The organism is Kitasatospora sp. NPDC094016 (assembly GCF_040304045.1).
Lineage (GTDB): Bacteria > Actinomycetota > Actinomycetes > Streptomycetales > Streptomycetaceae > Kitasatospora.
This window is the reverse complement of the sequence record NZ_JBEOUK010000022.1, coordinates 95,242-116,427: the sequence shown is the minus strand read 5'-3', so window position 1 is coordinate 116,427 and position 21,186 is coordinate 95,242. Positions and strand designations below refer to the sequence as shown.

The window sequence follows — 21,186 nt, the reverse complement described above, 5'->3', positions numbered from 1 at the left end:
GCCTGGTCACGCGCCCGGGCACGCCTCGCGCGCCGCCGCGCGCACGCCCCGTACCCACCCCGTCACGCCGTGTGCGGTCCACCGTGCCCGCCGACGCGGCGCCCCGCACGCCCGTCGGAGCCCGAAACCGCACCCCCCCTCAGGCCCCGCCCAGCACGATCACGCCCCGCCCAGCACGATCCGCCGCACCCCCTCGACCGCCCACGCCGCCGGATCCGTGCACCGCCGCCCGTCCAGCAGCACCCGCACCCCCGGCAGGTCCTCCGGCGCCAGCTCCCGGTACTCCGGGTGGTCCGCCTGGAGCACCGCCGCCACCACCGGCTCCCCGTCGTACGGGGGCAGCCCGAGCGCCGCCAGCTCCCCGCCCCGGTACAGCGGATCGCTGACGTACGGCCGCGCCCCCGCCGCCCGCACCGCCTCGACCAGCGGGAACACCCCGGAGTACGCCGTCTCCTTGACCCCGCCCCGGTACGCCGCCCCGAGCACCAGCACGCCCTGCCCGGCGATCCCGCCCGCCAGCGCGCCGTCCAGCACCCCGACCGCGTACCCGGGCATCTCCAGGTTGGCCTCCCGGGCGGCCCGCACGACCGTCGCGCCCGGGTCGTTCCACAGGTACAGCCGCGGGTACACCGGGATGCAGTGCCCGCCGACCGCGATGCCGGGCCGGTGCAGGTGGCTGTACGGCTGCGAGTTGCACGCGTCGGCGATCTCCGCGAAGTCCACCCCGACCCGGTCGGCGTACCGGGCGAACTGGTTGGCCAGCGCGATGTTGACGTCCCGGTAGGTGGTCTCGGCGAGCTTGGCGAACTCCGCCGCCTCCACCGAGGCCAGTTCCCAGACGCCGTTGGGCCGGGGCAGGTCGGGGCGCGGGTCGAAGTCCAGCGCGGCCCGGTAGAACTCGGCGCCGCGCCGGGTCGAGGCCGCGTCCACGCCGCCGACCAGCTTGGGGTAGCGCCGCAGGTCGGCGAAGACCCGCCCGGTGCGGACCCGCTCCGGGCTGAACACCAGCGCGAAGTCCGCCCCGGCGGTCAGCCCGGAGCCGGCCGCCAGCCGGGGCGCCCAGCGGCCCCGGGTGACGCCGACCGGCAGGGTGGTCTCGTAGCTGACCAGGGTGCCCCGGCGCAGCCCGGCGGCGACGGCGTCGGTGGCCGCGTCGAGCAGGCCGAAGTCCGGGGTGCCGTCGGCGGCGGTGACCAGCGGGACGACCAGCACCACGGCCTCGGCGGCGGCGACGGCGGCCGTGGTGTCGGTGGTGGCCCGCAGCCGCCCCTCGGCGACCACCTGCTTCAGCGCCTCGTCCAAACCCGCCTCCCGGGGGAACGGCGGCACGCCTTGGTTGACGCTGCGGACGACCCCAGGGGCGATGTCCGCCCCCGTCACCCGGTGCCCCTTCAGTGCGAACTGCACGGCCAGCGGCAGGCCCAGCTTGCCCAGCCCGACCACGCAGACGTCCATCGCCCGGCTCATCCCCGCACCCCGTTCATGCCCGCACCCCGTTCATCCTCGTGTCGCCTTTCCCTCCGGCTCCCAGCCTCCGGCGGCCCCGGCCTCCGGGGCCCCCGCTCACCCCCGGCCCCCGTTCACCGTGTTGGCGAGCCGGCGCCACACCGGGTAGCGCCGCAGCCCCCGCCGCAGCTGGGCCGGCACGGCGCCGCGCCACACCTGCTGGGCCAGGTTGAGCGGCGGGACCTCCACCGGCAGCCGCACCGGCTCCTCGCCCAGCAGGAACAGCTCGTCCGGCAGGCCCAGCCGGGCGTCCCGGAACGCCGGGTAGCCCGCGTAGTGCCGCCGCCCGTCGACGACCACCGGCGGGTCGCCGTGCGCGGCCTCGTACCGGATCAGGTCCCGCAGCGCCTCCGGCCTTACGGCGGCGGCGAGTTCGAGCCGCAGCCGCTCGGCGACGGGCAGCCGCGGGTAGACCGCACGGGCGTCGAAGCGCTCGACCAGCCGGCCGACCTCGGCGCACACCTGCTCCTGGACGGCGTCGTCGAGCAGCAGGAAGTCGTTCTGGAGCAGCCGCGGCACGTCCCAGGCGAAGCTGCGGGCCCGGATCGCGTCCAACTCCCCGCCGGGCGCCGCCAGATCGGCGGCGACCTGCTGCAACGCCGCGATCCCGCGCAGCCGGTCGAGCACCCCGGCCCGCTGGGTGACGTTGCCCAAGTCCTCGCGCAGCACCAGGAAGTAGCAGTCGTAGTCGGCGAGGACGGACACCCGGCCCGCCCGCAGGCAGGCCTCCAGGGTGAACGGCTGGTCCGAGAAGACCTTCAACTCCTCGTCGCGGCGCAGCCCGTGGCGCCGGACGAGGTCCATCCGGAACAGCTTGGTGTCGGACAGCGCCCAGGCCAGCGCCGAGTCGGTGAAACCGACGGACTCGGCGTTGGCGTGGAAGATCCCCTGCGGCACCAGCCGCCCGTTCACCCCGACCTGCTTGGGCACCAGCACGTCCGAACCCCAGGCGTCGGCCGCCGTGACCAGCCGCTCCAGCGCCTCGGCGCCGAGCCAGTCGTCCGCGCCGAGGAAGAGCACGTAGCGGCCGCGGGCCAGCGCCAGGCCCCGGTTGGTGGGGGCCGCCGGGCCGCCCGAGTTGGCCTGGTGCACCACCCGGAACAGCCCGGGGTGGCGGGCGGCGTAGTCGTCCAGGACGGCCTCGCCGCCGTCCGTGGAGCCGTCGTCGACGACCACCACCTCCAACCGCCCGGGCGCCAGGGTCTGCCCGACCAGCGAGTCCAGGCAGGCGGTGAGGTAGGGCATGGTGTTGTAGACCGCGACCACCACGGTCACATCGGGTCCGGTCATCGAGAAGCGCTGCCCTCCGGTGTGCTGTTCGCCGAGCGATGCAACGTCAACTCGGCTGCCCGCCGGGGAGTCACGTGCCCTCCCCGGACGGGTGACAGCGGCCGAACACGCGTTCAGCGTTCGGGAGGCTCAGCCGATCGCCACCTCCGTGTACATCCGCGCGATCACGTCCTCGATCGCCGGCTCGCGCACCGACAGGTCCACCAGCGGATAGCGAGCGGCCACCGCCGCCACGATCGGCGCGGCGCTCTGCTGTGCCGGGAAGGCCAGCCACTGCCGGGGCCCCTCGACCTTCACCACCCGGGCGCCCGCCACCTCGATCGCGGGCCGGGCCTCGGCCAGGTCGACCACCAGGGTGCGCTCGCTGCGCCCGGTGGCGTGCAGGCCGTCCAGCCCGCCGTCGTAGACGACCCGGCCGTGGTCGATCACCATCACCCGGCCGCAGAGCTGCTCGATGTCGGTCAGGTCGTGCGTGGTGAGCAGCACGGTGGTGCCCCGGTCCCGGTTGACCTCGCGCAGGAACTCGCGCACCTTCCCCTTGCTGACCACGTCCAGGCCGATGGTCGGCTCGTCCAGGTAGAGCACCTGCGGGTCGTGCAGCAGCGCCGCCGCGAGGTCGCCGCGCATCCGCTGGCCGAGCGAGAGCTGGCGGACGGGGGTGTCCAGCAGCCCTTCCAGGTCGAGCAGTTCGACGCAGCGGCCGAGGTTCTCGCGATATCGGCGGTCGGGGATGCGGTAGATCCGGCGGGCGAGTTCGAAGGAGTCGCGGAGCGGGAGGTCCCACCAGAGCGTGGTGCGCTGGCCGAAGACGACGCCGATCCGGCGGGCCAGCGCGACGCGCTCGCGGGCCGGGTCTACTCCGGCGACCCGCAACCGCCCGCCGCTGGGCACGAGGATGCCGGTGAGCATCTTGATGGTGGTCGACTTGCCGGCGCCGTTGGGGCCGATGTAGCCGACGCACTCGCCGGCCTCGACGGTGAAGCTCAGCCCGTCCACCGCGCGCACCTCGCGCTTGACCCGGCTGAAGCGGCCGGTACGGACCCGCACGGTGAAGGTGCGGCGGACGTCCTCGAGTTCGATCAGTGCCATGGGGGTTCCTTGCGTAGGAGGGGGGTTCAGCTGCCGGTGCCGCGGTAGGCGCGCAGCCCGGCCCGCCAGGCGAGCCCGGCGGCGGCGACGCAGAGCGCGGCGGCGAGCGGGGAGGCGTACTGGAAGGCGGTGGGCAGGCCGAGCGGGTCGGGCCGGCCGAGGACGCGCAGGGCTGGCAGCCAGTTGACGAAGGCCAGCGGGACGCCGAAGACCACGCCGGCCACCAGTTCCTTGGCGAAGATGGTCGGCGGGTAGTGCAGCAGGGTCGCGCCGCCGTAGGTGAAGGAGTTCTGGATCTCCTTGGACTCGCCCCACCAGAACTGCACGGTCGCGCCGCCGACGTAGATCGCGCCGAAGATGACGCTGCCGCAGACCAGCAGGGCGGGCACCAGCAGCACGCGGTCCCAGGTCCAGTGGACGTCCAGGGCGGCCAGCGACCAGGCGAGCACCGCCAGGGCCTGGATCGGGCGGCCGAGCCGGCGCAGCGAGAAACGTTCGGCGCACAGTTGGGCGAGCGCGGGCGCGGGCCGGATCAGCATGGTGTCCAGCGATCCGTTGACGATCCGCACGCCGAGGCCCTCGACCGAGCCGACCAGCAGGTTGGCCACCCCGAGGGCGAAGGTCGCGGTGCCGTAGAGGAAGGCGATCTCCGGCAGGCGCCAGCCGCCCAGCTGGTCGGTGTGCCGGAACATCAGCACCAGGACGACGAAGTCCAGCGAGTGCGTGGCCAGGCTGGCCACCAGGTTCAGGGCGAAGGAGGCCCGGTAGGCCATCATCGAGCGCATCCACATCCGGGCGCACAACCACCAGGAGCGGACCGCCCAGGCGGTGCGGGGCACGATCGGCTCAGCCACCCTGCACCACCACCCTGCGGGTCGCCAGCCACTGGGCGCCCCGGCCCGCGGCGAGCAGGGCGACGGCCCAGGCGAGCTGGAAGCCGAGCGCGCCGAGCAGGCCGGCGCCGGTCGAGCGCTCCAGGAAGACGTCGGTCGGCACCTTCACCAGCGCCGCCCAGGGCAGCACCGCGGCGAGGTCGCCGAGCAGGCCGGGGAAGAGCGCGATCGGCAGCAGCATCCCGGAGAAGAACATCGAGACCACCAGCATCACCGAGCGCACCCCGTCCGAGTCGTGCAGCCAGAAGCCGGTGATCGAGACCAGGAAGCGCAGCCCGAAGCTGACCACCAGCGCGAGCAGCACCGAGAGCAGGAAGACCGCCCAGGTCAGCGGCTGCTCGGGCATCCGGGTGCGGAACACCAGGGCGCCGACCAGCAGCGGCACGGTGCCGCGGACCAGCAGTTGGAAGGCGGCCCGGCCGAGGTCGGTGGCCAGCCACCAGCCCTGGAAGTCGACCGGGCGGTAGAGGTCGACGGCGATGTCCCCGCTGCGGAAGCGGTCCTGGAGGTCGTCCTGGAAGCCGCCGCCCCACACCGCGACGGTGACCAGCAGGGACTGGCTGACCCAGATGTAGGTGACGGCCTGGCTCTGGTCGTAGCCGCCGAGGCCGGGGCGGGCCTGCCAGAGGGCGAGGAAGGAGGAGGCCAGGATGATGCCGAAGACGGTGTTGGTGAAGGTGCCGGCCACGGTGGCGGCCCGGTAGGTGGAGTAGCGACGGAAGGCGCCGCGGGCGACGGCCGCGTAGAGCCCGAGGGCGGGGAGCGGTCCGGTGGGATCAGGAGGGCGTGCGGTCCGCGTCTCCGGGGGCGCGAGATTCAGCATATTGTCTCCTTGTCGACAAATACGGGCAGATGAATGCCCGCCGACGTCCGCGCACACCCCAACGGCTCCGACCGGCCGCACCCGGGGGTACCGGGCCGACCGCGCGGAGCTGACGGAACTGGGTGCGCTATGCGAGTGCGCCACGTGCGGCGCTACCTGGTCTGCACCTTTCACCGTAGCGCCGGGGACCAGCCGCCGCACCCGATTTCCCCGAGCACGCCAACCCCCCGACCACCCCCTGATCGGCCATCAAATAGCACATAATCGCGGCATGACCTTGAGCACCCGACGCCAGGCCAAACGAGCCGCCCGCCGCGCGGCCCGCCGAGCCCTCCCCCGCTGGCGCCGGCTCCTGCCCACCTGGCGCATCACGCTCGGCGCCCTCACCACCGCGCTCCTGCTCACCGTCGGCGCCTTCGCCGTGCTCTACGTCATCGTCCCGGTGCCCGACCCCAACGCCCACGCCGTCGCCCAGAACAACATCTACCTCTACGCCGACGACACCACCGAGATCGCCCGCACCGGCGCCGTCAACCGCACCGACGTCACCATCGACCAGATCCCCCCGCAGACCCAGCACGCCGTCGTCTCCGCCGAGGACCGCACCTTCTACCGCAACCGCGGCATCGACCTCAAAGGCATGCTCCGGGCCGGCTGGAACACCCTCACCGGCAAGGGCACCCAAGGCGGCTCCACCATCACCCAGCAGTACGTCAAGAACTACTACCTGACGCAGGACAAGACCATCGAACGCAAGGGCCGCGAACTCTTCATCGCCCTCAAGGTCGACCAGCAGCGCGACAAGCCCGAGATCCTCGCCGGCTACCTCAACAGCAGCTACTTCGGCCGCGGCGCCTACGGCATCCAGAGCGCCGCCCACGCCTACTACGGCGTCGACGTCTCCGCCCTCACCCTCGCCCAGGGCGCCTACCTCGCCTCCCTCCTCCAGGCCCCCAGCAGCTACGACGTCAAGACCGCCACCCCCGCCAACCGCGAGAAGGCCATCGCCCGCTGGCACTACACCCTCGACGGCATGGTCCAACTCGGCTTCCTCACCGACGCCGAACGCACCGCCACCACCTTCCCCGAACCGATCGACCCCCAGCCCGCCACCGGCCTCTCCGGCCAGGCCGGCTACCTCGTCGGCGTCGCCGACGACTACCTCGTCTCGGCCGGCATCATCGACACCGCCACCCTCAAGGCCGGCGGCTGGCGCATCACCACCACCTTCGACAAGCCCAAGCAGGACGCCTTCCACAAGGCCGTCCAGGACGAACTCACCGACGAACTCGACCCCCAGCACCGCCCCGCCACCGACACCGACGTCCGGGTCGCCGGCGCCTCCGTCGAGGCCGCCACCGGCCGCGTCGTCGCCGTCTACGGCGGCCCCGACTACGCCAAACAGCCCTACAACGACGCCCTGCGCCAGGACAACCAGATCGGCTCCACCTTCAAACCCGTCGACCTCGCCGCCGGCCTCATCGCCCAGCACACCCTCGACGGCCGGCCGATCACCCCCGACACCCGCTACGACGGCACCAGCGAACGCCCCGTCACCGGCGGCCCCACCCCCTACGCGCCGCCCAACGAGGACGACGTCGACTACGGCAACATCACCCTGCGCTACGCCATGGTGAAGTCCGTCAACTCCGTGTACGCGCAGGAGGGCGTCGACGCCGGCCTCGCCCGCGTCCGCGACACCGCCGTCAAACTCGGCATCCCCGACAGCGTCCGCGGCATGGACCCGGCCAACACCTCGATGACCCTCGGCACCGCCACCCCCAGCGCCCTCGACCTGGCCGGCGCCTACGCCACCCTCGCCAACCACGGCCAGGCGAACGCCCCGTGGTCCGTCCTCAAACTCGCACGCGTCCACACCGGCGGCGCCGTCGACGCCCCCAAGATGCCCGACCACACCCCCGTCGACGCCATCGACCGGCCCTACGCCGACACTGTCACCGACGTCCTGCGCGACGTCATCGGCCCCCGCGGCACCGGCGCCGCCGCCCTCGACCTCGGCCGCCCCGCCGCCGGCAAGACCGGCACCACCGACTCCAACCTCTCCGCCTGGTTCGCCGGCTACACCCCCGAACTCGCCACCACCGTCGGCCTGTTCCGCGAGAACCCGAAGACCCACGCCAAGGAACCACTGGCCGGCACCGCCGGACTCGCCCGGATCAACGGCGGCACCTTCCCCACCCGGATCTGGACCGCCTACATGAGCGCCGCCCTCGACGGCACCGCCACCCAGCAGTTCGACCTCCAGACCGGCCGCGACACCCCCGCCCCCGGCTTCAGCCCCAGCAGCAGCGCCACCACCACCCCCAGCCCCACCGCCACCACCCCCACCACCGGCGGCGGCAGCAGCGAAGAACCCCCCAGCAGCAGCACCCCCGTGCCCGACACCCCCACCCACGCCCCCAGCGCGCCCGCCCCGCAGCCCACCACCACCCAGGAACAGCCCAGCCCGCAGGCACCCCAGCCCACCGCCACCCAGGAGCAGTCCAGCCCCACCCCCCGACCCACCCAGACCCGGCCCACCCACCCGACCACGCCATCCAGCACCACCGGCGCCGCCACCAACCCGGCGACGAGCGCGACACCACCGGCCCAGCGGGCCACCCCGCCCGCCCAGTGAGCAACCCCCCGAGCGGTGAACCACCCCACCGGCCGGTGGACCACCCCGCCGACCGGTGAACCACCCCGCCGACCGGTGAACCACCCCGCCGACCGGTGGACTACCCCGCCACCAACTCCCGCTCCAACGGCGACCGGAACCGCGGCGTCACCCGCACCTCCCCCAACCAGCCAGCCAGGCGCGCCGCCTCCGCCGCGATCGCCGCCCCGGCCTCCGCCCCCACATCACCGAACAGCCGCCACACCACCTCGCCGTCCGGCCGCTGCGCCCAGCCGCCCACCACCCGGCCGCACCACCACACCGTCGGCCCGGCGTTGCCCGCCCGGTCGAACAGCGCCGGAACGTCCTCCGGCCGCAGGTACCAGTCCCGCCCCCGCCAGCCCATCACCGTCGGATCCAGCGCCGGCAGCAGCGCCGCCCACGGCTCCGGCTCCGCCACCGGCCCGGCGTCCCCCGGCAGCACCAGCGCCGCCGCCCCGCCCGCCAGCTCCACGTCCTCGGCGCCCACGTCCGCCAGCGCCCGGCGGGTGTCCCCCAGCGTCCAGCCCGTCCACCACTTCACGTCCTCGACGGTCGCCGGGCCGTACCCGGCCAGCCAGCGCCGCACCACCTCCGCCTTCGCCTCCCGCACCGGCGCCTCCGGCCACTGCGGCACCGGCGCCCACGGATAGACGTTGCTCAGCCACGACCCGCGCGGACGGCCCCGCCGCACGTGCCCGTCCGCGGCCAGCACCCGCAGCAGCCGGCTTCCCACGCTCTGCCGGCTCTCGTACGGCTTGCCCACCGACATCAGCATCGTCTCGCGCAACTCCGGCACGTCGTCGCCGAGTTCCTTCGTCGTCGCCTCGCCGCGCCGGGCCACGGCGGCCAGCACCGCGCGCTCCGCCCCGGCCAGCCGCGCCTCGTCCCAGCCGTCCGCGTGGTCCCGCAGGTGCTTGAGCAGCGTCGCCCGCTCCCTTGCCGCGATCGCCCGCGCCGTCGACGAACTCACGTGCGGCGCGAAGCCCTCCGTCACCGCGAACAGCGTCCGCCGCATCGACAGCAGCTTCACCAGCGTGACGTCCTCGTACAGCGCCCGGTCCACCTCCGCCGCCGACGGCTCCACCAGCCGCGCGCACGCCGACAGGTACACCGTCGCCGGGTCCGACGCGTGCAGCCCCACCAGCGCGTCCGCCACCTGCTCCACCCGCGCCACCCGCACCGACGGCGCCAGCAACTGCCGCCGCCCCACCCGGGCCCGCCGCTCACCCTCGCCGATCACCGGCACACGCCTCGTCATGCCCGGACCCTAGCGCCCACCACCGACAGGCCCGGACGCAAGGAGCCGGCCGGGGCAGCGCCCCGACCGGCTCACGCCACGTCCGTGCTCAGAGGTTCAGAGGTAGAGCCCGGTCGAGCCCTCCGTGTCGCCGAAGCGGGTCGCCGCCACCGCGTGCAGGTCGCGCTCGCGCAGCAGCACGTAGGTGGCGCCGCGGACCTCGACCTCCAGCTTGTCCTCCGGGTCGTAGAGCACCCGGTCACCCGGCTCCACCGAGCGGACGCTCTGGCCCACCGCGACGGCCTCCGCCCAGGTGCAGCGCTTGGACAGCTCCGCGGTCGCGGGGATCAGGATGCCGCCGGTCGAGCGGCGCTCGCCCTCGCTGCCCTCGATCCGCACCAGCACGCGGTCGTGCAGCATCCGGATCGGCAGCTTCTCGCCCAGCCGGTCGTGCCGCGCCGCCTCGTACTCGGGTGCGGCGGAGGAGGCCTGCGGGGTCGGTTCGTCGTTCGTACTCACGATCCCGAAGGTACCGCCCCCGGGCGCGCGGCGTGACGCTGGCCCGGCATGCGGGAAGCCGCGGCACCCGCGGGGCCGGGCACACCCCCAGGCAAGGGCACACTCCAGGTCAGGGCACATTCCAGGCCCGGGCACACCTCCCGGGCCCGGGCACACCGAAGGCCGGACGCCTCCCGCGCCCGGCCCTCACCCCGTGCCCGATCAGCCCTTGCGGCGCTTCCGGGCGGAAGCCACCAGCAGCAGCACGCCCACGCCGACCAGCGCGGCCGGGACGATCCGCTCCGTGCGCGGCTGCCCCTTCTCGTCCACGAACTGCGCCCGCACCTTCTCCACCACGCCGTTGGCGGCCACGTACGCCCGGCCGGCCTGCTCCTCGACGGCGGCCACGGCCTTCGCCTTCACCTGGGCGCCGATCGTGCTCGGGTGGACGCGCACGGCCAGCTCGTCCAGGGTGGCCGCCAGCTGGGTGCGGGTCCGGGAGATGTCCGCCTCGATCTGGGCGGTCGTCCGCGCCGACTTGTCCTTCGTGCTCGCCTCGCCCACTCGGGCCACCCCATTCACTTGCTGATGTTGTCCTGTGCGACTGACCCAGTCTGTCAGTTGCCGAGCAGGGCCGCGCGACCCCACCCACCATCGGAGGTAAGTTTGCCGTGCTATGACCGCCCGCCCCAGCAACAGGAGATTTACCCGTGAGTGAGCGTCTCCAGCCCGGCGACACCGCGCCCGCCTTCAGCCTGTCCGACGCCGACGGCAACCAGGTGTCCCTCGCCGACCACCTGGGCCGCAAGGTCATCGTCTACTTCTACCCGGCCGCGCTCACCCCCGGCTGCACCAAGCAGGCCTGCGACTTCACCGACAACCTGGAGGTCCTCGCCGGTGCCGGCTACGACGTCATCGGCGTCTCCCCGGACAAGCCGGAGAAGCTCGGCAAGTTCCGCGAGGCCGAGAACCTCAAGGTCACCCTGGTGTCCGACCCGGACCACCAGGTGCTGGAGGCCTACGGCGCCTACGGCGAGAAGCAGAACTACGGCCGCACCTACGTCGGCGTGATCCGCTCCACCGTGATCGTGGACGAGCAGGGCAAGGTCGAGCGCGCGCTGTACAACGTGAAGGCCACCGGGCACGTCGCCAAGCTGCTGCGCGACCTCAAGGTCGAGACGGCCTGACGCTCGACGGCCTGGCATCTGGGCATCCAGCTCGCCCGGCGCCTCGCTCGCCCGGCGCCTCGCTGAACGAAGCGGTGGCGGCACACCCCCCGACCGGGTGCACCGCCACCGCGTCTCTCACCTCAGGGCGCCGTCAGCAGGCCCCGAGGTCGCTCCAGACGCCCCACGAGCCGCTGGCCGCGGGGTCGTCGCCCTTGGTCCACCACTTGTTCTGGTAGTAGTGACCCTTCCACGACACCTTGGTGGTGGTGGCGTAGGTGGTGCCCGCGTCCCAGCTCGGGGCGGCCGTGCAGGCCCCCGTCGTCGGGGTGGCGGTCGCGGTGGCCGTGGCGGTCGGGGAGGCCGTGGCGGTCGGCGAGGCCGTCGCCGTCGGGGAGGCGGTCGCGGTCGCGGTAGGCGTCGGGGTCGGGGTCGGGGTCGGCGTGCCGCCGTCCACCGTGCCCCGGGTCAGGTCGCCCTTGAGCCCGTACAGCGTGCCGTTCACGTTGACCGTCCAGTTCGACGGGGTCGAGACCGGCAGGTAGTAGACGAAGTCCAGGTCCACCGAGGCGCCCGGCGCCAGCGACTGCCAGCCCGGCAGCTTGACCGACACCCGGTTGTAGGTGCCCTTCAGGCCGCCCACGTTGCCCGGACCGGGGTTGTCCTGCCGGATGACCTGGAGGCCGAAGCCGGACTGGTCCTTGGCGTTGCCCGGAGCCGAGTTGCTGTAGTCGAACTGGAACTCGGTGCCGCCCGGCAGGGTCGTCGTCGAGTTGTTGACGATGTGGATCTTCGGGTTGATCGGGTAGTTCGAGTCACCCAGCGCGAAGTTGGTGAACGACACGTCGATCGGCAGGGTCTGCTGCGGCAGCGGGACCGTCGAGCGGGTCGCGCCGTACGGCGTGGCCGCCTTGAACTTGTCGTACATCAGCGAGGTCAGCGTCGAACCCGGCACGTACTCGCCCTTGCCGCCGTTGGCGCTCGCGTCCCACTTGTAGTCGCCCGCGAGCTCCCAGATCATCGCGCCGCCGGCGCCCTGGTTGACGATGTAGTCCGCCTTGGCACCCACCGACTGCTCGTCCTCGGTGGAGAGGAACACCTTCTTGGTGTCGTTCCACAGCCACGGCGCCACCAGGCTGCTGCTGTAGTTGCGGGCGTAGGTGCCCTGCAGCGCGGTGTCCTTCACGCCGTACTTGGCCAGGTAGTCGGGCAGGATGCCCTTCTCCAGGTTCTTCGCGTGCCACATCGGGTTCGACCCGGCCGGGGACTCCTTGCCCGCGTCGTCCTTGTCGTTCCAGATGTTGTCGATGCCGACCGCGCCGTCACCGCAGGAGGTCAGGCCGGAACCGGCCGGGCAGGTGGTCGCCGCCGCGGTGCCCCACAGGCCGTTGGTGCCGCCCGTGACGTTCTTGAAGCCCCGGGTGTAGTACGGCAGACCGACGTTGATCCGGCCGCCCGGCATCGCACCGCGGAAGTAGTGGTACGACCAGTCCGTGTTCAGGTAGCCGATGCCCCCGTACTGGCCGGTGCCGTACACGTTGGCCGCCGCCAGCTCGCCGTCCTTGCCGTCGTCGAACAGCGAGGCGTTCGGACCGACGTACTTGTTCCAGGCGCCGTGCAGGTCGTACGACATGATGTTGACGTAGTCCAGGTACTGCGCCACCTGGAAGGTCTCCATGCCGCGCAGCAGGTAGCCGGACGACGGGGCCGCGACCGACAGCAGGTAGTGCCTGCCGTCGGCGGCGCCGGCCCGGTCCAGGTTCTCCCGCAGCGTCTTCATCAGCGCCGCGTAGCCCTTCGCCAGCGAGCCGCGCTTGGAGTTGGCGAGCTGCCAGTCCAGCGGGTTGCCGGCGTCCTTCATCGAGGTCGGGTACTCGTAGTCGACGTCGACGCCGTTGAAACCGTACTTACGGATGAAGTCGACGGACGAGGCGGCGAAGGTGTCGATGCCGGCCTGGTTGACGCTGCCGTCCGGGTTGACGGTCATCGAGTAGAAGCCGCCGGAGTTGACGCGCTTGCCGTCGTCCCCGAAGTAGCCGCCGGTCTCGGTCCAACCGCCCACCGAGATCAGGGTCTTGACGTTCGGGTACTGCTTCTTGAACTTCGTCAGCAGATTGAAGTGGCCCTTGTAGGGCAGCGTCGGGTCCAACTCGGCCCCGGGCACGCCCGGGAAGGAGATCCCGGTGGCCTCGTTGGTCGGGCCGTCGGTGCCGACGGAGAGCTTGTTGTCACCGCCGACGTGGCCGAACGCGTAGTTGAGGTGGGTGACCTTGTCCCAGGGGATGTCGTTCACCAGGTAGGGCTGGTCGCCGTTCTTGCCGGTGCGCCAGCCGGTGAAGTAGCCGATGATGCGGCGCTGGTGGTCCGCGCCCATCTTCTCTCGGCCGCCGGTGTCGTAGACCGAGCAGTACGGGACGTCCACCCCGGCCGTCTGGTACAGGCCGTCGGGGCGACAGGCCCCGTTGTCGACGGTCGCGGACGCCTGCGAGGGCACCGCGCCCAGCGTCGACAGCAGCAGACCGGCCAGACCGGCCGCGGCCAGCGAGACCGCACCCGCCCGGGCAGCCGGGCTCTTGCGACGGAGTGCGGCGGTGGGACGCCGCTCCGCCGTGTTTCGGATCAACACTCGGTCCTCCGGGAGAGAGTGTCGGCGCGTGCCTGTGGGGGAGCACGCACGTGGGGGATTGCAATTGGCGCCGAAGCTATGTGGTCTGAACCACATAGGTCAATAGGTCTGTACCAATTGGTAATCAAACCCCCAACCCCGCCGGTCACCCCACCGACGACAACAAGTCACCCCCTGGCCGAAACCCCGTCACCCGTAACCAAATCCCCCATCGATCGTTCGCACACCGGGGGACGGGCGAACCACTGCCCGAAGGGGAACAACCATGCCGGTCAAGTACACCCGCGAACTGCTCGCGTCGCTCGCGGCCGAGTCCAGCAGCGTCAACGACATGATGCGAAAGCTCGGCGTGCCGACGGCGGGCGGCAAGCACAGCTACCTGAGCAGGCGGCTCCGGCACTACGGCATCGACACCTCGCACTTCACCCAGGAGGGTTGCCGCGCCTACAGGCGGCGCCAGTACTCGAAGGAGGTGCTGGCCGAGGTCGCCGCTGCCGCAACCACGCTCGACGAGATGCTGATCACACTCGACCGCGAACCCAACCGGTACAACCGCTCCTACCTGCGACGGAGGGCCAAGGCGTACGGCATCGACACGTCGCACTTCCCGTCGCCTGGAACCGTCTACACCCGGGAACTCCTCCAGGAGGCCGTCGTGGCCTCGCACAGCGTGGCCGGGGTCGTACGCTACCTCGACCAGCGTCAGGCCGGTGGCACCCAGGCCCACATCGGGCGCCGCATCAAGGCACTCGGCATCGACACCTCGCACTTCACCGGGCAGGCCCACGGCCGCGGTAAGCATGCACCCACCAGAATCCCCGCCGAACAACTCCTCGTTCAGCGCCCCTGGGGGGCCAAGCGACTCCCGGGCTCGCGGATCCGTAGCGCGCTGAACGAACTCGGCAGGCCGCAAGAGTGCGAGGGCTGCAGCACCGGCCCCGAGTGGCGCGGGCACCCGATGACGCTGGAGGTCGATCACGTCAACGGCGACTGGTCGGACAACCGGCCGGACAACCTGCGGCTGCTCTGTCCCAACTGCCACGCCATCACTCCGACCTACTGCAAACGGAAGTCGAGGAAGCGCACTGCCTAGCGGCTTGGCCGGAGGAAGGTGTCGGCCAATTCGCGGGCCCAGTAGCATGATGGTCAGCAGGACAGGCGGTCGTGGCGCAGAGGCGACGCAGACGGTTTAGGTCCGTTGGCCCGTGAGGGCTTGAGGGTTCGAATCCCTTCGGCCGCACCAGGATGACCTTCAAATCGAAGGGGCCCGACCGGAATGATTCCGATCGGGCCCCTTCGATTTTCTCAGCCCAGGAGGTCCTTGACGACCGGGGCGAGGCCGCGGAAGGCCAGGCCGCGGTGGCTGATGGCGTTCTTCTCGGCGGGCGTGAGTTCGGCGCAGGTGCGGGTCTCGCCGAGGGGCTGGAGGATCGGGTCGTAGCCGAAGCCGCCGTCGCCGGAGGGGGCGGTGCGCAGGGTGCCGAGGAGGCGGCCCTCGACGACGCGCTCGGTGCCGTCGGGGAGGGCGAGGGCGGCGGCGCAGAAGAAGTGGGCGCCGCGGTGCGGGTCGGAGATGTCGGAGAGCTGGGCGAGCAGCAGGTCGAGGTTGGCGCGGTCGTCGCCGTGCTTGCCGGCCCAGCGGGCGGAGAAGATGCCGGGGGCGCCGTTCAGGACGTCGACGCAGAGGCCGGAGTCGTCCGCGACGGCGGGCAGGCCGGTGGCGCGGGCGAGGGCATGGGCCTTGAGGAGCGCGTTCTCGGCGAAGGTGACGCCGGTCTCCGGGACGTCCGGGATCTCGGGGTAGGCGTCGGCACCGACGAGTTCGACGTCCAGGCCGGCCTCGCCGAGGATGGCGCGGAGTTCGGCGACCTTGTGCTGGTTACGGGTGGCGAGGATCAATCGGGTGGACATATCGCCCACCCTATCGGCAGCCCTCCCGACGTCAGCCGGTGCAGACCGAGGTGAGGTTGCCGGCCGCGTCGCCGAGCGGCTTGAGGTCGGGGACCTCCTTCTTGTCGACGGCCTGCTGGACCTTGTCGGCCTGCTTCTGCAGGTCGGCGACGGCCTTGGCGACGTCGGTGTTCTTGGAGTTCCTGCCGACCTGGTTGAGGTCGGTCCTGAGCTTCTCCAGCGCCTTCGCGGCGGCCGCCGAGTCGTTGCTCGCGTTGCCGTAGGCGCTGGTGACGTCGGCGAGGTCGCCGGTGATCCTGACCGCCGTGTTGCCGCAGTCGATCGCCTTCTGGGCTGCGGAGCAACTGACCATGCTGAGCGGGAGGATGGCGATCAGGCCGGCCACGGCGAGGGCGGCGGGGCGGGCGATGCTGGACGGCATCCGGTCCTCCTGTGGGGCGCGCGGGTTCCGTGGGACGGGACGCGCGCCGGGGGGTGCGCGGTTCCCGCAGCAGGGGTGCTGCGGGAACCGTACGGGCTTCGGGCCCGGCGTGTACAGCGGCCCGTACGGCTGCGGGTACATCCGGGTCCACGGCGCCGCGGGCCGAACCGGTTCAGGCCTCCAGGGCCTTGCGCTGGATCTCGTCGAGCTCGGCGCAGCCCAGGGTGCCGAGGTCGAGCAGGCGGTCGAGCAGGGCGCGGTCGAAGGGGGCTCCCTCGGCGGTGCCCTGGACCTCGACGAAGCGGCCGTCGGAGGTGCAGACGATGTTCATGTCGGTCTCGGCGCGGACGTCCTCCTCGTACTGGAGGTCGAGCATCGGGACGCCGTCGATGATGCCGACGCTGACGGCACTGACGCCGCCGGTGATGGGCTGGCCCTTGGCGCGCAGGAGCTTGCGGTCGCGGGCCCAGGCGACGGCGTCGGCGAGGGCGACGTAGGCGCCGGTGATGGCGGCGGTGCGGGTGCCGCCGTCGGCCTGGAGGACGTCGCAGTCGAGCACGATGGTGTTCTCGGCGAGGGCGCGGTGGTCGACGACGGCGCGCAGCGAGCGGCCGATGAGTCGGCTGATCTCGTGGGTGCGGCCGCCGATGCGGCCCTTGACGGCCTCGCGGTCGCCGCGGGTGTTGGTGGCGCGCGGGAGCATGGAGTACTCGGCGGTGACCCAGCCTTCGCCGCTGCCCTTGCGCCAGCGGGGGACGCCCTCGGTGACGCTGGCGGTGCACAGCACCTTGGTGTCGCCGTAGGAGATGAGGACGGATCCTTCGGCGTGCTTGCTCCAGCCCCGTTCGATGGTGATGGGGCGGAGCTGGTCGGGGGTGCGGCCGTCGATGCGTGACATAGGCACTGAGCGTAGTCGCTCGGAGTGGGTGTTCCGGGTGCGCCTCGGCCCGCCGTTCCCGGGTGGGGCGGCGGGCCGGGGGTGGGGTGAGCCGGGTGGCTCAGCTCACATCATGTCCTCGATGTCAGCGGCGATCGGGTCGGCGTCGGTGCCGATGACGACCTGGATGGCGGTGCCCATCTTGACGACGCCGTGGGCGCCGGCGGCCTTGAGGGCGGCCTCGTTGACCAGGGAGGCGTCCTTGACCTCGGTGCGAAGGCGGGTGATGCAGCCCTCGACCTCTTCGATGTTGTCGATGCCGCCCAGACCGGCGACGATCTTCTCAGCCTTGCTGGCCATCTGATTTCTCCCTCTGTCTCGGCCCGCCGGCCGCTCTGCCGGGTGCCGTCCTGCGCTGTGCTGGGGTGTCCGCCGACCGGTGGCCGGCGTGGTCGGTACCGGTGCTGACGCGGGTTCAGCCTCGGTCGCGCCGCCGGGCAGCGCGACCAGCATCACCTGCTCCGGTCCGATCTGCCACGTTAGTCCACTTTTGGCCCATTCTGGCGCGCACGGTCCCGACCGTCACCAGAGGATGACGAGCAGCGGGCTCGTGCCCGGAGTGCGGCCTGCGTCCCAAAGTGGTCTACACCAATATATGTGTACTCCGATGAACGCAGAAAGGACCCCGGGTGTTCCGGATCCCCGCCCGGGGGTCCCGCCGGGGGCCACCGGCCGGCAACTGCTCCCGGAGGGCGAAGGATGAGTTCGGCAGGCGCCACGGCCCCGCAGCGCGTGTGGTGGCACACCTTCTACGGCGGCCTCCAGAAGATGGGCCGCTCCCTGCAGCTCCCGGTGGCGGTGCTCCCCGCGGCCGGCATCCTCAACCGGCTCGGCCAGCCCGACGTCTTCGGCAAGGACGGCCTCGGCTGGACCGACGTCGCCAAGGTCTTCGCCGCGGCCGGCGGCGCCCTGCTGGACTCCTCGTTCGGCCTGCCGATGCTGTTCTGCGTCGGTGTGGCGATCGGCATGGCGAAGAAAGCGGACGGTTCCACCGCGCTGGCCGCCGTGGTGGGCTTCCTCGTCTACTACAAGGTCCTGCACGCGTTCCCGGAGAACTGCAAGAACGGGACGGTCCTGGTCACCGACGCCTGGACCGGCCAGTGCGTGGACTACAGCTCGGCCAAGGCGGCGGCCGCGACGTACCAGAACCCGGGCGTCCTGGGCGGCATCCTGATCGGCCTGATGTCGGCCTGGCTCTGGGTCCGCTTCCACCGCACCAAGCTGGTCGACTGGCTGGGCTTCTTCAACGGCCGCCGCCTGGTGCCGATGATCACCGCGGTGGTGGGCCTGGCCACCGCCTGCGTCGCGCTCTGGGTCTGGCCGCCGATCGGCCGCGGGCTCAACGACTTCAGCCAGACCCTGGCCGACCTGGGCGCGGGCGGCGCCGGCATCTTCGGCCTGTTCAACCGCGCGCTGCTGCTGATCGGCATGCACCAGCTGCTGAACACATTCGTCTGGTTCCAGTTCGGCGAGTTCGTCAAGCCGGACGGCACCATCGCGCACGGCGACATCCCGCGCTTCCTGGCGGGTGACCCGACGGCCGGCCAGTTCCAGTCCGGATTCTTCCCGATCATGATGTTCGCGCTGCCCGCCGCCGCCCTGGCGATCGCGCACGCGGCGAAACCGCACCGCCGCAAGGAGATCTACGGCCTGATGCTCTCGGTCGGCCTGACCTCCTTCGTGACGGGTGTCACCGAACCGCTCGAGTACTCCTTCGCCTACGTCGCCCCGGCCCTGTACGGCGTGCACGCGCTGCTGACCGGCGCCTCGATGGCCGTCACCTGGGGGCTCGGGGTGCACGACGGCTTCAGCTTCTCGGCCGGCCTGATCGACTACGTCATCAACTGGGGGCTGGCCACCAAGCCGTGGCTGATCATCCCGATCGGGCTCTGCTTCGCCGCCGTGTACTACGCGCTCTTCCGGTTCATCATCGTCAAATTCAATCTGAAAACACCCGGGCGGGAGGACGAGAGCGAGGTCGAGGACGTCACCAAGCTCTGAAACCGAGCGTCACCGGGCAGCACCCGCAATGGGCTCCGGACCCGACGGTCCGGAGGCCGTCGGCATTTCCGGAAAGGACCGGATGCCCGGGCGGTAAAACAATTCCGATATACGCCCCGGGGATTCCCCGGCGGGCCGTCCGCCGTGCCAGGCGGGGCCGGGGCGGCCCGCACCGCCCCGTCGCCGGGCCGTCGGCCGGGGGCGTCGCGGGGGTGGGGAAAGGCCACGGCCGCCCGGCGCGGGCGGTGGCCGGCAATCGGCCGACGCCGTTTCCCCGTCGGCCCCGACCGTGCGCCGCGGGGGGTCGGAAAGCCGCGGATTGGCCGAAGCCGGACGGGGTGGGGCCCGGACTCGTCCCGACCGCCGGCCGTTCGTGATGTCCGACACCCCGGCGGGCCCCTTCCCCGCCGCCCGCCGGACCCGGACCGGACCCCGACGGCGGACACCCGGACCCCGGGGGCCGCCTGCGCCCGGACACCGTCGCGCCCGCCCGTGAACCCCGCCGACCCGACCCCCGTCCGCGCACCGCCGGGCCCGCGGCGGACCCCTGACGAGGCCTCGGCGGGGCCTCCGGGCGGGGCCGGGTCTTTTTGTTGCGCAAATAGCCAAAATCCCAATCACGACCGGTAATCATGATCGTCGTTCCGCAACTAGGTTTCGATTTCATAGCGCTTCCCGGCAGGGGCGCTTTCCGGGGTTCCCCCCCTTCTCCACCCGTGCTACAAAACTGGTCTACACCACACGTGGTGTAGACCAGTTCGCGGTTCGGCCCCCTGTGCCCCTCCCCCGACCGCCATGCCGTTAGGAACCCACCCCAATGAGTCAGTCAGCGCAGGCACCGGCGCCCGCCACGGCTCCGGCCACGCCAAGCCCCGTCAAGAAGTTCGGCCAGAACCTCCTCCAGGGCCTGCAGAAGATCGGCCGCAGCCTCCAGCTGCCGGTCGCCGTCCTCCCGGCCGCAGGCATCCTGCTCCGCCTCGGCCAGGACGACGTCTTCGGCAAGGACGGGCTCGGCTGGGGAAAGGTCGCCCAGGTCTTCGCCACCGCCGGTGACGCCGTGTTCAGCAACCTGCCGCTGCTGTTCTGCGTCGGTGTCGCCATCGGCTTCGCCAAGAAGGCCGACGGCTCGACCGCGCTGGCCGCCCTGGTCGGCTACCTGGTCTTCCACAACGTGCTGACCGTCTTCCCGGTGGACGGGAGCATCACCGCAGCGCTGCCGGAAGGAAAGCCCCAGAACCCCGGGGTCTTCGGCGGCATCGTGGTCGGCCTGCTCAGCGCCGTGATCTGGCAGAAGTACCACCGCAAGAAGCTCGTCGACTGGCTCGGCTTCTTCAACGGCCGCCGCCTCGTCCCGATCATCATGGCCTTCCTCGGCACCCTGCTCGGCGTCGTCATGGGCCTCATCTGGGGCCCGATCGGCACCGGCCTGACCCACGCCAGCGACTGGCTGACCGGCCTCGGCAGCGTCGGCGCCGGTGTCTACGGTGTCGCCAACCGCGCGCTGATCCCGGTCGGCATGCACCAGTTCCTGAACACCTTCTTCCAGCAGCAGGTCGGCAGCTTCACCGACCCCACCGGCCACACCTGGACCGGCGACATCCCGCGCTTCTTCCACGGTGACCCGACCGCCGGCCAGTTCATGTCCGGCTTCTTCCCGATCATGATGTTCGGCCTCCCCGCCGCCGCCATCGCGATCGCCCACGCCGCGCGCCCCGAGCGCCGCAAGGCCGTGCTCGGCATGATGATCTCCGTCGCACTGACCAGCTTCGTGACCGGTGTCACCGAGCCGATCGAGTTCTCCTTCATGTTCATCGCCCCGGTGCTCTACCTGATCCACGCGGTGCTCACCGGCCTCTCGATGGCCGTCACCTGGGGCCTGGGCGTGCACGACGGCTTCGGCTTCTCGGCCGGCCTGATCGACTACGGGCTCAACTGGAACCTGGCCACCAAGCCGTGGATGATCATCCCGATCGGCCTGGTCTTCGGTGCGCTGTACTACTTCCTCTTCCGCTTCGCGATCACCAAGTTCAACCTCAAGACCCCCGGTCGCGAGGACGACGACGAGATCGAGGACGTGACCAAGGCCTGAGGCCCCGCCCGTCCGCACTCCACGGCCCCGCCCCGCCGCT

The 21,186-nt window shown here is 71.8% G+C and carries 18 protein-coding genes and 1 tRNA gene; 6 read left to right on the top strand and 13 right to left on the bottom strand.

Features of this window, described 5'->3' with window-relative positions:
• Nucleotides 1–159: 159 nt before the first annotated feature.
• The 5 genes from ABT015_RS21210 to ABT015_RS21190 all read right to left on the bottom strand — a co-directional run bounded on the left by ABT015_RS21210 (nt 160) and on the right by ABT015_RS21190 (nt 5,601).
• Nucleotides 160–1,455: a nucleotide sugar dehydrogenase gene (locus ABT015_RS21210; RefSeq protein ID WP_350881269.1), complete on the bottom strand. Its 1,296-nt coding sequence runs from the start codon at nt 1,453–1,455 to the stop codon at nt 160–162.
• A gap of 108 nt (nt 1,456–1,563) precedes the next feature.
• Nucleotides 1,564–2,796: a glycosyltransferase family 2 protein gene (locus ABT015_RS21205; protein ID WP_350881225.1), complete on the bottom strand. Its 1,233-nt coding sequence runs from the start codon at nt 2,794–2,796 to the stop codon at nt 1,564–1,566.
• Nucleotides 2,797–2,925: 129 nt separating this feature from the next.
• Nucleotides 2,926–3,885, bottom strand: a complete 960-nt coding sequence (locus tag ABT015_RS21200; protein WP_350881223.1) for an ABC transporter ATP-binding protein — start codon at nt 3,883–3,885, stop codon at nt 2,926–2,928.
• A gap of 26 nt (nt 3,886–3,911) precedes the next feature.
• Entirely contained in the window at nt 3,912–4,739 is an 828-nt protein-coding gene (locus ABT015_RS21195) for an ABC transporter permease (protein WP_350881221.1), read from the bottom strand.
• On the bottom strand, nt 4,732–5,601 hold the full coding sequence (locus tag ABT015_RS21190; protein WP_350881219.1) for an ABC transporter permease: 870 nt from the start codon (nt 5,599–5,601) through the stop codon (nt 4,732–4,734). Before ABT015_RS21190 ends, ABT015_RS21195 begins: the two co-directional genes overlap by 8 nt.
• Before the next feature lie 271 nt (nt 5,602–5,872).
• Between ABT015_RS21190 and ABT015_RS21185 the strand changes: the two genes are divergently transcribed.
• Complete coding sequence (locus tag ABT015_RS21185; RefSeq protein WP_350881217.1) at nt 5,873–8,239, top strand: transglycosylase domain-containing protein; 2,367 nt, start codon at nt 5,873–5,875, stop codon at nt 8,237–8,239.
• Between the two features lie 100 nt (nt 8,240–8,339).
• On the opposite strand, the gene ABT015_RS21180 is transcribed toward ABT015_RS21185, so the two are convergent.
• The 3 genes from ABT015_RS21180 to ABT015_RS21170 all read right to left on the bottom strand — a co-directional run bounded on the left by ABT015_RS21180 (nt 8,340) and on the right by ABT015_RS21170 (nt 10,559).
• Nucleotides 8,340–9,518, bottom strand: a complete 1,179-nt coding sequence (locus ABT015_RS21180) for a winged helix DNA-binding domain-containing protein (RefSeq protein ID WP_350881215.1) — start codon at nt 9,516–9,518, stop codon at nt 8,340–8,342.
• 96 nt (nt 9,519–9,614) lie between these two features.
• Nucleotides 9,615–9,917: a GroES family chaperonin gene (locus tag ABT015_RS21175; RefSeq protein WP_079136310.1), complete on the bottom strand. Its 303-nt coding sequence runs from the start codon at nt 9,915–9,917 to the stop codon at nt 9,615–9,617.
• Between the two features lie 300 nt (nt 9,918–10,217).
• Nucleotides 10,218–10,559, bottom strand: coding sequence for a DUF3618 domain-containing protein (locus tag ABT015_RS21170; RefSeq protein ID WP_350881213.1), 342 nt, complete (start codon nt 10,557–10,559; stop codon nt 10,218–10,220).
• A gap of 146 nt (nt 10,560–10,705) precedes the next feature.
• Here ABT015_RS21170 and bcp point away from each other — a divergent pair, with 146 nt between their 5' ends.
• Nucleotides 10,706–11,182: a thioredoxin-dependent thiol peroxidase gene (gene bcp / locus ABT015_RS21165; RefSeq protein WP_063349225.1), complete on the top strand. Its 477-nt coding sequence runs from the start codon at nt 10,706–10,708 to the stop codon at nt 11,180–11,182.
• A gap of 133 nt (nt 11,183–11,315) precedes the next feature.
• Here the strand turns inward: bcp and ABT015_RS21160 are convergent, their stop codons facing one another.
• Nucleotides 11,316–13,781: a chitinase C-terminal domain-containing protein gene (locus ABT015_RS21160; protein WP_502897366.1), complete on the bottom strand. Its 2,466-nt coding sequence runs from the start codon at nt 13,779–13,781 to the stop codon at nt 11,316–11,318.
• Between the two features lie 271 nt (nt 13,782–14,052).
• Between ABT015_RS21160 and ABT015_RS21155 the strand changes: the two genes are divergently transcribed.
• A complete protein-coding gene (locus ABT015_RS21155) occupies nt 14,053–14,880 on the top strand; it encodes an HNH endonuclease (protein WP_350881210.1) in 828 nt (275 codons plus the stop codon).
• A gap of 65 nt (nt 14,881–14,945) precedes the next feature.
• Nucleotides 14,946–15,030, top strand: a tRNA-Leu gene (locus ABT015_RS21150).
• A 62-nt stretch (nt 15,031–15,092) separates the two neighbouring features.
• Here ABT015_RS21150 and rdgB read toward each other — a convergent pair.
• The 4 genes from rdgB to ABT015_RS21130 form a co-directional block, all read right to left on the bottom strand.
• Nucleotides 15,093–15,698, bottom strand: a complete 606-nt coding sequence (rdgB, locus tag ABT015_RS21145) for an RdgB/HAM1 family non-canonical purine NTP pyrophosphatase (RefSeq protein ID WP_350881208.1) — start codon at nt 15,696–15,698, stop codon at nt 15,093–15,095.
• Between the two features lie 31 nt (nt 15,699–15,729).
• Complete coding sequence (locus ABT015_RS21140; protein WP_063349222.1) at nt 15,730–16,119, bottom strand: hypothetical protein; 390 nt, start codon at nt 16,117–16,119, stop codon at nt 15,730–15,732.
• 172 nt (nt 16,120–16,291) lie between these two features.
• Nucleotides 16,292–17,017 (bottom strand): ribonuclease PH, encoded by a 726-nt coding sequence (gene rph, locus ABT015_RS21135; RefSeq protein ID WP_350881205.1) that lies wholly within the window; start codon nt 17,015–17,017, stop codon nt 16,292–16,294.
• Between the two features lie 105 nt (nt 17,018–17,122).
• Entirely contained in the window at nt 17,123–17,356 is a 234-nt protein-coding gene (locus ABT015_RS21130) for a PTS sugar transporter subunit IIB (RefSeq protein ID WP_063349220.1), read from the bottom strand.
• Between the two features lie 399 nt (nt 17,357–17,755).
• Between ABT015_RS21130 and ABT015_RS21125 the strand changes: the two genes are divergently transcribed.
• Together ABT015_RS21125 and ABT015_RS21120 are read left to right on the top strand one after the other, a co-directional pair.
• The gene (locus ABT015_RS21125) at nt 17,756–19,057 is read left to right on the top strand and encodes a PTS transporter subunit EIIC (RefSeq protein WP_350881203.1); all 1,302 of its coding nucleotides are present in this window, start codon (nt 17,756–17,758) and stop codon (nt 19,055–19,057) included.
• Between the two features lie 817 nt (nt 19,058–19,874).
• Complete coding sequence (locus tag ABT015_RS21120; protein WP_350881201.1) at nt 19,875–21,146, top strand: PTS transporter subunit EIIC; 1,272 nt, start codon at nt 19,875–19,877, stop codon at nt 21,144–21,146.
• Nucleotides 21,147–21,186: the final 40 nt, after the last annotated feature.